General features: G+C 62.3%; 13 protein-coding genes and 1 tRNA gene. 12 read left to right on the top strand and 2 right to left on the bottom strand.

Annotation, left to right across the window (positions count from 1 at the left end; genetic code table 11):
- Nucleotides 1-10 precede the first annotated feature (10 nt).
- On the top strand, nt 11-715 hold the full coding sequence (locus tag ABW043_RS13405) for an META domain-containing protein (protein WP_353921709.1): 705 nt from the start codon (nt 11-13) through the stop codon (nt 713-715).
- Between the two features lie 26 nt (nt 716-741).
- Here the strand turns inward: ABW043_RS13405 and ABW043_RS13410 are convergent, their stop codons facing one another.
- Both ABW043_RS13410 and ABW043_RS13415 read right to left on the bottom strand, forming a co-directional pair.
- Nucleotides 742-3,039, bottom strand: a complete 2,298-nt coding sequence (locus ABW043_RS13410) for a methyl-accepting chemotaxis protein (protein WP_353921710.1) — start codon at nt 3,037-3,039, stop codon at nt 742-744.
- A 282-nt stretch (nt 3,040-3,321) separates the two neighbouring features.
- A tRNA-Ser gene (locus tag ABW043_RS13415) sits at nt 3,322-3,411 on the bottom strand.
- 208 nt (nt 3,412-3,619) lie between these two features.
- Between ABW043_RS13415 and ABW043_RS13420 the strand changes: the two genes are divergently transcribed.
- From ABW043_RS13420 to rsfS, 11 genes are all read left to right on the top strand, one after another.
- On the top strand, nt 3,620-4,399 hold the full coding sequence (locus ABW043_RS13420; RefSeq protein WP_353921711.1) for an MBL fold metallo-hydrolase: 780 nt from the start codon (nt 3,620-3,622) through the stop codon (nt 4,397-4,399).
- Between the two features lie 245 nt (nt 4,400-4,644).
- Nucleotides 4,645-5,178: a 50S ribosomal protein L21 gene (gene rplU, locus ABW043_RS13425; RefSeq protein WP_353921712.1), complete on the top strand. Its 534-nt coding sequence runs from the start codon at nt 4,645-4,647 to the stop codon at nt 5,176-5,178.
- Between the two features lie 14 nt (nt 5,179-5,192).
- Nucleotides 5,193-5,459 (top strand): 50S ribosomal protein L27, encoded by a 267-nt coding sequence (rpmA, locus tag ABW043_RS13430; RefSeq protein WP_092426362.1) that lies wholly within the window; start codon nt 5,193-5,195, stop codon nt 5,457-5,459.
- A gap of 119 nt (nt 5,460-5,578) precedes the next feature.
- Complete coding sequence (locus ABW043_RS13435; protein WP_353921713.1) at nt 5,579-6,112, top strand: GNAT family N-acetyltransferase; 534 nt, start codon at nt 5,579-5,581, stop codon at nt 6,110-6,112.
- Complete coding sequence (locus ABW043_RS13440) at nt 6,109-6,639, top strand: GNAT family N-acetyltransferase (RefSeq protein WP_353921714.1); 531 nt, start codon at nt 6,109-6,111, stop codon at nt 6,637-6,639. The genes ABW043_RS13435 and ABW043_RS13440 overlap by 4 nt, the downstream gene beginning before the upstream one ends.
- Complete coding sequence (locus ABW043_RS13445; protein WP_353921715.1) at nt 6,636-7,175, top strand: GNAT family N-acetyltransferase; 540 nt, start codon at nt 6,636-6,638, stop codon at nt 7,173-7,175. The genes ABW043_RS13440 and ABW043_RS13445 overlap by 4 nt, the downstream gene beginning before the upstream one ends.
- A complete protein-coding gene (gene obgE, locus ABW043_RS13450) occupies nt 7,172-8,215 on the top strand; it encodes a GTPase ObgE (RefSeq protein ID WP_353921716.1) in 1,044 nt (347 codons plus the stop codon). Before ABW043_RS13445 ends, obgE begins: the two co-directional genes overlap by 4 nt.
- Nucleotides 8,212-9,354: a glutamate 5-kinase gene (proB, locus tag ABW043_RS13455; protein WP_353921717.1), complete on the top strand. Its 1,143-nt coding sequence runs from the start codon at nt 8,212-8,214 to the stop codon at nt 9,352-9,354. Before obgE ends, proB begins: the two co-directional genes overlap by 4 nt.
- Complete coding sequence (locus tag ABW043_RS13460; protein WP_353921718.1) at nt 9,351-10,634, top strand: glutamate-5-semialdehyde dehydrogenase; 1,284 nt, start codon at nt 9,351-9,353, stop codon at nt 10,632-10,634. Before proB ends, ABW043_RS13460 begins: the two co-directional genes overlap by 4 nt.
- Before the next feature lies 1 nt (nt 10,635).
- Nucleotides 10,636-11,271: a nicotinate-nucleotide adenylyltransferase gene (locus ABW043_RS13465; protein ID WP_353921719.1), complete on the top strand. Its 636-nt coding sequence runs from the start codon at nt 10,636-10,638 to the stop codon at nt 11,269-11,271.
- A gap of 183 nt (nt 11,272-11,454) precedes the next feature.
- Nucleotides 11,455-11,847 (top strand): ribosome silencing factor, encoded by a 393-nt coding sequence (gene rsfS, locus ABW043_RS13470; RefSeq protein WP_353921720.1) that lies wholly within the window; start codon nt 11,455-11,457, stop codon nt 11,845-11,847.
- The last annotated feature ends 64 nt before the right edge of the window (nt 11,848-11,911 follow it).

Genomic DNA, 11,911 nt, shown 5'->3' on the forward strand with positions numbered 1-11,911 from the left:
GAGTTGTCCCATGACGAACGGACTTCATCATTTTTTCAGGACCGGCGCCCTCTTGGCCGTAGCACCGCTGATGCTGCTGGGCGGAGTGGCCGAAGCCGCGAACTGGACGGCCCGCGGCAACGAGCCGGGCTGGCAGGTCCAGATCAGCGACACGGCGATCACCTTTTCCAGCATGGAGGGCGAGACCTTCAGCCTCGAGCCCGTACCCGAACCGGTGCGCGCCGAGGACATCGAGGTCTATTCGGGCATGGCCGGCGACAAGACCTTTACCCTCGTTGCCGTCGACAAGATCTGCACCGATAATATGTCGGGCATGCCCCATCCCAAGGCCGTCGTGGTCGCCATCGGCGATCGGGCGCTTGTCGGCTGCGGCGGCGATCCGCTGAGCCTGCTGGTCGGGGAGTGGCAGGTCGAGGAGATATCAGGCAAGCCGGTCATCGCCGGGTCGGAAACCTCCATCAGCTTCGACCTTGATGGCAGCATGCACGGCAATGCCTCGTGCAATCGCTTCTTTGGCGGCTTCAGCCTCTCCGGCGAGGGGCTGACCCTGTCGCCCGGTGGCGCCACCATGATGGCCTGTCTCGATGGGCTGATGGAACAGGAACAGACGTTCCTTGCAGCCCTTGAGGAGGTTAGCCGCTTCGAAAGCCTGCCCAATGGTGGCCTGAGACTGGTGGGTGCAACCGGCAATACGGTGCTGTCCCTCCGCCAATAGGCGAGCCGAGGCCAAGGGAAAGACGGCTATTCCGCCGCCTGCATCCGCACGGCACGAGAATCCCGCTCGACGCGGAAAGCGGAAATCAGGCGTTCGAGTTCGCCGGCCTGGATTTCGGTCTGCTCGATGGCAGCATTGGTTTCTTCGACGAGCGCGGCATTGTGCTGGGTCATCTCGTCCATTTGCCGGACGGCGACGCTGACCTCGGCAATGGCGCCGGATTGCACGCGGCTGGCCGCCGAAATGCCCTCGATCTGGCCGGCATTGTTGCGCACGAAATCGCGGATCGCGAGGAGTTTCGTGGCCGCTTCCGAAACGAGGCGCGTGCCGGCATCGACCTCCTGCCCACTTTTCTGCACCAGCTTCTTGATGTCTTCGGCCGCGCTGGCGGCAGATTGGGCAAGGCGTCGCACTTCGACGGCGACCACGGCAAAACCCTTGCCGACTTCGCCGGCCCGCGCGGCTTCGACCGAAGCATTGAGGGCGAGAAGATTGGTCTGGAAGGCGATGTCATCGATCAGCCCGACAATGTCGCTGATCTTTCGCGAGGAGCTGGCGATATCGGCCATGGCGGCGGTCGCCCGCTGCATCACCGCTTCGCTTTCGTCGGCGACGGTAGAGGCCTTGCGCGCATCAAGGCTTGCCGCTTCAGCGCGGCGCGAATTCTCGGTGACGGTGCCGGCCAATTGCTCCATGGCGGCCGAGGTCTCTTCCACGGTCGCCGCCTGCCTGGTGGTGCGTTCGGACAGATCATTGGTGCCCGAGAGGATTTCCCCGGTCGCGAGGCGCAGTTCGCCCGAGGTCGAGCGAATGCGCCGCACGATGGCAACGAGGGAATCGGCCACCGCATTGGTATCGTCGCGCAATTGGGCGAAGGCGCCCTGATAGCGCCCCTCCATACGGCGGGTGAGATTGGTGTGGGCCATGGCTGAAAGCACTTCGCCGGCTTCGGCAAGGCCACGGGCGATGGAATCCATCAGCGCATTGATATTGGCGGCGACGCGCGAAATGTCGTCATCGGCAAAGCGCGAGGTGACGCGGGCGGAAAAATCACCGCGGAGGCCCGCTTCGACGACGGAATCGAACTCGGCCTGGAACTCCTGCATGATTGCCGCCCGGCGATTGGCATGGGCCTGTAGCTCGGCCTCTTCCTCGGTCAACTTGTCGATCTGCATGGCGTTCTGGCGGAACACGTCCACCGCCTCGGCCATGCCGCCGATCTCGTCCTTGCGGCCGATAAAAGGCACCTGCGCATCGAGTTCGCGCCCGGCAATGCGGAGCATGATGCCAGACATGACCGCGATGGGTTTGGAGAAAAGAGCCGCGACCCAATAGGCGCCGATGAGCGCAGCCAGAAGGATGGCTACCGACACGATGATCATGGTGTTGCGGGCCGTGATGGCGCCGGCGACCATGGCATCCTGCGGCACCGCGATGGTCAACATCCAGCGCTCTTCGACGCCGGCAAAGCTGATCGGAATGGCGGCGCGATAGGTGGCGCCGTCCCATTCTTCGGCCATGCCGGAACGCATGGCGGTGTCGACGAGGTTGTTTACGGCGGGGTCATTGGCGTGTTGGCCGAGAAGGCTCGTATCGGGCGAAGCAAGCCACTGGCCGCTGGCATCGATCAGCGAGGCCGTGCCGCTGCTGAACGGCTTTAGCGCGCCGATCATGCCCGAGATTTCGGACAGCGCGATATCGACGCCCGAAGCACCGATGACTTTGTCGCCGGCAATGATGGGCGCAGCGATGGTGGTGATGAGCGTCGGCACCTCTTCGATGAGGTCGACATAGGCCGGGGTGATGACGGGGCGGCCGGCCCGGGTGGGCGTGCCGTACCAGACATCGACAGCGGCGTCGGCCATATCGAGTTTTTCGATGGCGACTTCGCCGGCATCGTCGCGGAAAGCATAGGTGGCGAAGCGCCCGCCTGTGAGGTCGGAATAGGGGGTGTCGACAAAGAGATGATCGACGCCATCGAGCGCATCGGGCTCAAAGACCAGCGTGACGCCCAAAAGCTCTGGATTGTCGGCGACGATGCCGCGCACCAGCCGCCCCATTTCATCGCGATCGATGAACGGCGTCTGAGCCATGGTCCTGGCCATAGTCGCCGTGGTGCGGGCCATCGAGATGGCGCCGGAAATATCGCGGGCAATGGAATTGCCGTATTCGCGAAGGAGCCCCCGCGCTGCGGCTTCGGCTTCTTCCTTGCTCGACTGCCACATCAGCGTCGAGCCGGCCAGCGTGACCCCGATGAGCCCCACGGCAAAGCCGATGCAGGTCAAAGCCATCAGGCGACTGCGCATCGAATGCAACTTCATCATGCCAAACGCCAGCAATGCCCACGCCGGACGGCGCAGCCGAACAATCGAAAATATCGGAAAGATTGTCTGGCCTCGGCCATACGCGAGGGCATCGCCCCCGATCCGGCCGGCAGCGTCCCCTTCCGCGTCCGAGGGCAAACCGTAAATAGGAATGGTTAATGCCGCGTAAGGGAAACGGCCGGGCGGCCGGCTAAACCCCTATGGAACAGCGATAATACCGAACGCAGGCAAAGCTTCGCCCTGCACGGAAATTCAAGCTGATATGTCGATGAGGAGGAAAACTGGCGGAGAGAGAGGGATTCGAACCCCCGATAGAGTTGCCCCTATGCCGCATTTCGAGTGCGGTGCATTCAACCGCTCTGCCATCTCTCCGCGAGATCGAAAAGGGACAGTTGAAAGTCCCGGCCGGTCGATACGGGGCGGCTTATGGCATAGCGACGCGCGGCCTGCAACACCCCTTATGCGCCTCGACACAGAAAGCGCGTCTCGCTTGCACAGTCACAATTCCGTGTCGGTCGATCCCTTGTCGTGCAAATGCGTTGCTGTTGCGTCCAAGTTTGATCTTTGATGGGAGAAACCAATGGTCACGCGACGCAATGTCGTTATCGGTATGGCCGGCTTGCCATTTGTCGGCGTCACAGCCAATTTCCTCGGCGCAGGATTTGCAACAGCTCAGGACGCATCCATGGCCGAGACGATCACCACCAGCGAGGGCGACCTCGTCATTCATCCGGTCGAACATGCGAGCCTCGTGCTCGAATGGGGCGGCAAGGTGATCTATGTCGACCCGGTGGGTGGCGCGGCGCTCTATGAGGGCCTGCCGGCCCCGACCGCCATTCTCATCACCCATGGCCATGGCGACCATTTTGACGTGCCGACCCTCGAAGCCATTGCCGGCTCGGCGCCGCTCCTCACCAATGAAGATGTTTTCGGCAAGCTGCCCGAGGCGCTCAAGGCCAATGCGACCTCGATCGCCAATGGCGCGGACGGCGAGCTCGATGGCGTGAAACTCAAGGCCATCGCGGCGCATAATACCACTGCCGACCGCATGAACTATCACCCGGTCGGCGTCGGCAATGGCTATGTCCTCACCTTTGGCGACAAACTGGTCTATGTCGCCGGCGACACCGAGCCGACCGAGGACATGCTGGCGCTGACCGACATCGCCGTTGCCTTCCTCCCCATGAACCTGCCCTATACGATGACGCCCGACCAGGCCGTCGAAGCGATCAATGTCTTCAAGCCGGGGATCGTCTATCCCTATCACTATGGCGACAGCGACCTTTCGGTGCTCGAGACCGGGGTTGGCGACCATACCGAAGTGCGCCTGCGCAACTGGTACACTCACGGCCAGGGTTGATAGGCCCGAGCGCTGCCGAAACCTGCGACAGCGCTTGACTCTTGGGGCCTTTTTCTTGATAAGCCCCCGATCCCACGCGCACTGGTCCCACCGGTGCGCTGGTTTTGTTTGAAAACGCTGCTCGAGGCTGCCGGTCAGAACCCTGACCTTCAACCGTAAAAACCGCGAAAAGCTGGCATGAAAGCCGCGGTGCCGCAGGGCGCGACAGAAAAGGGACCGGGCGTTTGAAGCGTTCGGTTGTGCATATGACTTTTGCAGTCATCAAGACGGGCGGCAAGCAGTACAAGGTTGCTGCCAACGACGTCATCAAGATCGAAAAGCTCGACGCCGAAGCCGGCGACATCGTCACCTTTGACGAAGTCCTGATGGTTGGCGACGTGATTGGCGCTCCGCTGGTGGAAGGCGCACTCGTTGCTGCCGAGCTGGTCGAGACCAAGAAGCAGAAGACCGTCATCATTTTCAAGAAGCGTCGTCGCCACAATTCGCGTCGTCGTAACGGTCACCGCCAGCTGCTGACCACCGTGCGCATCACGGAAATCCTGACCGGCGGCGCCAAGCCGACGATCAAGGCTGCCGCCAAGGCCGAAGCCACTGAAACCGTGACCGAAAAGGCCCCGGCAAAGAAGGCTGCAGCTCCCAAGGCTGAAGCCACCGAAGCCAAGGCTGCTGCGCCCAAGAAGGCTCCGGCCAAGAAGGCCGCTGCTGAAGGCGAAGCCGCTGAAAAGCCGGCAAAGAAGGCCGCGGCCAAGAAGGCCGAGCCCAAGGCTGACCAGGAATAAGAGGAAGCTAGACTATGGCACATAAGAAAGCAGGCGGTTCATCCCGCAACGGTCGTGATACCGCTGGCCGTCGTCTCGGCGTGAAGAAGTTCGGTGGCGAAGCTGTCGTCGCCGGCAACATCATCATCCGTCAACGCGGCACCAAGTGGGCTGTCGGCACCGGTGTTGGCCTGGGCAAGGATCACACGATCTATGCTCTGGTCGATGGCAGCGTCGCGTTCCGCACCCGCGCGAACAATAAAGTACACGTGTCTGTCATCCCGGCAGAGGCCGCCGAATAACCCGGCAGGCCCCAACGACCCGCCGGTGACCAGTTCCCCGGTGGCGTTTTTGGCGACAGACCAGAATTGCGAAGGGGGACCGGTCGACCGGTTCCCCTTTTTGCTTCTGGAGAGAAACGATGACTGCCGCCCTCAAGGACCGCCTGCCCGTAACACTGACCACGACCCGCCTGGTCCTGGCCACCCCGGCAATGGCGCATGTTCCCCAAATGGCGGCCCTCGCGAACAATAAACGCATCCACGAAGTACTCTCGCGCCTGCCCCATCCCTATGCGGAAAAGGACGGCGAGCATTTTGTCTCGCTGATTGCACGCGGCGACACCGAATTCGCCTGGTCGATCCTCCATGATGGCACTTATGTCGGCACCGTTGGCCTGCACCTTCTCCCCGACCAGTTGCCCGAACTTGGCTACTGGCTCGGCGAACCCCATTGGGGCCAGGGTTTCGCAACCGAAGCCGGGCGAGCCGTCGTCGATGCCGCGCGAGCGGCCGGGGCGGCGGCCCTCCGATCGCGCGCGCTCCTCTCCAATTCCGGCTCGCGCAATGTCTTGAAAAAGCTCGGTTTTGCCGAGATCGGTGAAAGCACCGACCAGGATGGCACGCTCAAGGGCCAGGGCGTCATGCTCATGCGGTTGGAGTTTGGCGAGAGATGACCGAGCTAGTCACCGAAAGACTGATCCTGCGGGCGCCGCGCGCCGAGGACGCGCCATGCTATGCCCTCGGCATCAGCGAATTTGCCGTCGCCAAATGGCTGACCCCGGTACCATGGCCCTATACGCTCTCCATGGCGCAGGACTTTTTGCGTCTTGCCCCGGCGCCGACGCCCGAAAAAGCCTTCTTCATCATCGAGCATCCCAAGAAGGGCCTCATCGGTTGCGTGACGCTGGTCTCCGAACTCGGCTTCTGGATATCGCGCCCGCATTGGCACAAGGGGTTTGGCATGGAAGCGGCATCGGCCCTGATCGACTGGCATTTCGACGGCACGGGCGCGGACACCATCCGCTCCAGCGCCCACCACAACAATGTCGCCTCGCTCAAACTCAAGACCAAGCTGGGCTTTGTCATAACGGGCAAGGAAATGCGCTTTTCCCAGGCGCTCCAGCATAATGTCCAGCATGTGACGACCGCGCTCAGCCGTGCTGACTGGCGGGCGAAAAGCACTTCGGAGCAGCACCGATGATGATGCCCATCATCGAAACCGAGCGGCTGATCCTGCGTGCACCGCGGGCGCTGGATGCCGAGCCGATTGCGCGCTATCTCAATGACTTCGAGGTGGCCGGCAATCTGGCGCGGGTGCCTTTTCCCTATCTGCTCTCGGACGCCAAGGCCTGGCTGCGCACACGGCACACCGATGTCGATGCCAACGACGCCAACTTTACGATCGAGATCAAGGGCGAGGGCTATGCCGGCCATATCGGCTTTCATCCCGGCCCCGATGGACCGGTGATCGGCTATTGGCTCGGAAAGCCCTTTTGGGGGCAAGGGATCATGACCGAGGCGAGCATTGCCTGCCTCGACTGGTTTTTCGACACCACCAACGCGCCGGTGGTCTATTCCGGCGTTTTTCACTTCAACCTGGCTTCCCTGGCGATCCAGCAGAAGCTGGGCTTTACCCAATCGGGACGAAGCTGGTTGCTCTGCCTTGCGCGCGACGCCGAGGTGGAGCATATCGACACAGAACTGACGCTTGGCGTCTGGAAGGCACGACGCACATGAAATTTCTCGATCAGGCCAAGATCTACATCAAGTCCGGTGATGGCGGCGGCGGCGCTGTCAGTTTTCACCGCGAAAAATTCATCGAGTTCGGCGGCCCCGATGGCGGCAATGGCGGACGCGGCGGCGACGTGGTGGCCCTGTGTGCCGACGGCCTCAACACGCTGATCGACTTCCGCTATGCCCAGCACTTTCGCGCGCCCACCGGCGTGCATGGCATGGGCAAGGACCGCGCGGGCGCCAATGGCGAAGACATCGTGCTGCGGGTCCCCAAGGGCACGCAGATCTTTGAAGAAGACCAGGAAACCCTGATCGCCGATTTCACCGAGATCGGCCAGCGCGTCGTGCTGCTCAAGGGCGGCAATGGCGGCTTCGGCAATGCCTATTTCAAGACCAGCGCCAACCAGGCACCGCGCCACGCCAATCCCGGCCAGCCGGGCATGGAAAAGGGCATCTGGCTGCGCTTGAAGCTGATCGCTGACGCCGGGCTCGTCGGCCAGCCCAATGCCGGCAAGTCCACCTTCCTTGCCGCAGTTTCCGCCGCCAAGCCAAAGATCGCCGATTATCCGTTCACAACGCTCCACCCCAACCTGGGCGTGGTGCGGGCCGGCGAGCGCGAATTCGTCCTGGCCGATATTCCGGGCCTGATCGAAGGGGCCAGCGAAGGCATTGGCATTGGCGACCGTTTCCTCGGCCATATCGAGCGTTGCGGCGTGCTGATCCACCTGATCGATGGCACCAATGAAGACGTGGCCCACGTCTATAAGGCCGTGCGCTATGAGCTTGCGGCCTATGCCGACGTCCTGGCGGACAAGCCCGAAATCGTCGTCCTCAACAAGATCGACGCCCTGACGCCCGAAGAGCTCAAGGCCAAGATGAAGGCGCTGAAAAAAGCCAGCAAGGCCGATGTGCGCGCCATTTCCGGCGCGACGGGTCAAGGCGTCGACCAGATCCTCTATGACGTGCTTGGTATCATCGACGAGACCCGCGCCGAAGAAGCCAAGGCCAGCGCGCCCAAGACCGAAGAGAAGTGGACCCCTTGATGTCAGCCAATGCGCTGGCGCCCTATCGGCGCATTACCATCAAGATTGGTTCGGCGCTGCTGGTCGACAAGGCTGGTAAACTGCGCAAGGCGTGGCTCGATGACCTCGCAGAGGACATCGCTGCGCTCAAGGCCGAGGGGCGCGATATCGTCGTCGTCTCCTCGGGCGCCATTGCGCTCGGGCGCGGGCTCCTTGGGCTTTCGGCGGTGTCGCTGACGCTCGAACAATCGCAGGCCGCGGCCAGCGCGGGTCAAATTTCCCTCTCGCAGGCCTGGGCCGAGGCGCTGGCGCGGCACAGTATCGTCACGGGGCAGATTCTCATCACCCCCAACATCACCGAAGAGCGCCGCTACTATCTCAATGCGCGCACCACGGTGACGACCCTGCTCGGGCTCGGGGCCATCCCGATCTTCAACGAGAATGACAGCGTGGCGACGGCCGAGATCCGCTATGGCGACAATGATCGCCTCTCGGCGCGCGTCGCGACGATGATTGAGGCCGATTGCCTGGTGCTGCTCTCCGACATTGATGGGCTCTACACCGCGCCGCCGGCAAAGGACCCGAACGCGCAGCATATTCCGGTAGTGGAAAGCATCACGCCGGCCATCGAAGCCATGGCGGGCGGGGCGGCGAGCCATCTCTCGCGTGGCGGCATGACCACCAAGGTCGAGGCCGGGAAAATCGCGACGCTGGCCGGCACTGCCATGGTCATCGCCAAGGGGACGGAAACCCATCCGCTCAAAGCTCTGACCGAAGGCGGGCGGCATACCCTCTTCCACCCTGCCCGCTCCCGTGCGCAGGCGCGGAAACGCTGGATCATGGGAACGCTGACCGTCGCCGGCACGCTGCAGGTCGATGCCGGGGCCGCTAGTGCGCTGAAGCAGGGCCGCTCGCTGCTGCCCATTGGCGTGACCAAGGTGACGGGCGAATTCGAACGCGGCGATACCGTTGCCATTGTCGATCCGGATGGGCGCGAAATCGCTCGTGGCCTTGTCGGGCTCGACAGCCAAGATGCGCGCCTTGCCATGGGCAAGCGCAGCAGTACCGTGGTCGAACTGCTGGGGATCGGCAGCCGCTCGGAACTGATCCATCGCGACAATATGGTTCTCACAGCGGCGCTGGAGGAATTGCATCAATGAGTCTTGCCGAAGTGGCCGCCAACGATATTCCGACGCTGATGCTCGAACTCGGCCGCAAGGCGCGTATTGCGGCGAGTAAGCTAGCGACCTCAAGCGCCGAACGCAAATATGCGGCGCTGATCGGCGCGGCCGAAGCCGTGCGCAACCGCAAGGCCGACATTCTGGAAGCCAATGCGGTCGACATGGAGAATGCCGAGGCCAAGGGCATGACCAAGGCGTTTCAGGATCGGCTGCTGCTGACCGAAGCGCGGCTCGACGGCATTATCGACGCCTTGCGCACCATTGCCGAATTGCCCGATCCCGTCGGGACAGTCATCGCCGAATGGGATCGGCCTAACGGGCTTCATATCGAGCGCGTGCGCACCCCGCTTGGCGTCATCGGCGTCAGCTATGAAAGCCGGCCGAACGTGACAGCCGACGCCGGTGCGCTCTGCCTCAAGTCGGGCAATGCAGTAATCCTGCGCGGCGGCAGCGACAGCGTGCATTCGTCCCGCGCTTTGGTCGATTGCCTGCGGCTGGGCCTCAAACTGGCCGGTCTGCCGGAAGACGGCGTTCAACTGGTGCCGACCACCGACCGCTCCGCCGTGGGCGAACTGCTGGGCGGGCTCGGCGGCAATATCGACGTGATCGTGCCGCGCGGCGGCAAGTCGCTGGTGGCGCGGGTGCAGGCCGAAGCGCGGGTGCCGGTCTTTGCCCACCTTGAAGGCCTCGTGCACGTCTATATCGACCGCTCGGCCGACCTCGATAAAGCTGTTTCCATTACGCTCAACGCGAAAATGCGTCGTACCGGCATTTGTGGGGCGGCCGAAACCCTCCTCGTCCACAAGGATGTGGTGTCGACCCACCTCAAGCCCATCATCGACGCGCTGGTGGCAAAAGGCTGCGAAATCCGCGGCGATGCGACGGTGCAATCGCTGATTGCCGAAGCAAAGCCGGCGACCGAGGAAGACTGGAAGACCGAATACGAGGATGCGATCATCTCCGTAAAGGTGGTCGACAGCGTCGAAGCCGCCATTGCGCACATAGAAAAATATTCGAGCCACCACACTGAGGCGATCATCGCCGAGGATGCGGCTGCGGTCGAAAAATTCTTCAACGAGATCGATAGCGCCATTCTCGTCCACAATGCCTCGACCCAGTTTGCCGATGGCGGCGAATTCGGTTTTGGCGGCGAGATCGGCATTGCGACTGGAAAAATGCATGCGCGTGGCCCGGTGGGCGTCGAGCAATTGACCAGCTTCAAATATCGCGTCCGCGGCAACGGGCAGCTCCGACCCTGACGTGACCCTTCGTTCTGCTATCCGCATTCCCGGCATAACCGACCTGCCGCCCTCCGGCAGCGGTATGCGCATTGGCCTCTTCGGTGGCAGTTTCAATCCCATCCATGCCGGCCATGTGCTGGTGATGGAAGAGACCATGCGCCGGCTTGAGCTCGACGCGCTCTGGGTGCTGGTGACCCCGGGCAATCCGCTCAAGGATCACAAGGAACTGGCGCCGCTGACTGCCCGCGTAGAGGCGGCACGGGCATTGATCGACAATCCGCGCATCCGTGTCACCGGCTTCGAGGCGCAAAAGGGCTTCCGCTACACCTGGCAGACCGTTCGCTTCCTGACCGACGCGCTGGCCGACCGGCGCTTCGTCTGGATCATGGGCGCGGATAGCCTCGCTGACTTCCATCGCTGGGAGCGCTGGCAGGATATTGCCAACACCTTGCCCATCGCCGTCTATGCGCGACCGGGGTCTTCCAATCGGGCGCTGGCCTCGCGGGCGGCCCTGGCGTTGGCCCATGGGCAGATCGACCAGGAGGATGCGCCGGTGCTCGCAAGCCTTGCGCCACCCGCCTGGGTTTACCTCCACGGACGGCAATCGAGCCTGTCTTCAAGTGCAATTCGGGCCGCAAAACGCCGGATTCTCTAGACTTGCAGCGTTCGTCTTGCAGAAATGCCTGAAAACAGGCATATTCAGGGAAATGATCGCTGTTTTCGGAACAGGAACTGACGGCTTGCCGTTTGCCAAGACGCCGCAATATTCCGATCAACAACCAAGGATGCTGACTAAACGCATGACCCATGCTCGCGCATGGGCGGAAGGCCGTTTCTGATGGCCGCGCTGCCCAACAACACCGTTCCCTCCCCCATCACCGCTGCTGCGCCCTCCGTTCAGTCAGCCGTTGAGCTCATCCTCAACGTGCTCGATGACGCCAAGGCCGAAGAAACCGTGTCGGTGGATATCACCGGCAAGTCCTCGCTTGCCGACCACATGATCGTGACCTCTGGCCGCTCGCAGCGCCATGTCGGCGCTGTGGCCGACCAGATCATTCGCGCCCTGCGCGAACATGGTTTTGGCAAGCCGCGCGTGGAAGGCCTGCCCCATTGCGATTGGGTTCTGGTCGATACCGGCGACGTAATCGTCCATATCTTCCGCCCCGAAGTTCGCGAATTCTATAATATCGAGAAGATGTGGCAGGCGGACTTCGCCGCCGACGCTCACTGAGCCAACCATTTCACTGTTTTTTTTAAACAGTGAAATGGTCATACGCTTTGTTTTGTCGCGTTTT

Origin of the sequence: Devosia sp. (assembly GCF_040509215.1) — a bacterium.
GTDB lineage: Bacteria > Pseudomonadota > Alphaproteobacteria > Rhizobiales > Devosiaceae > Devosia.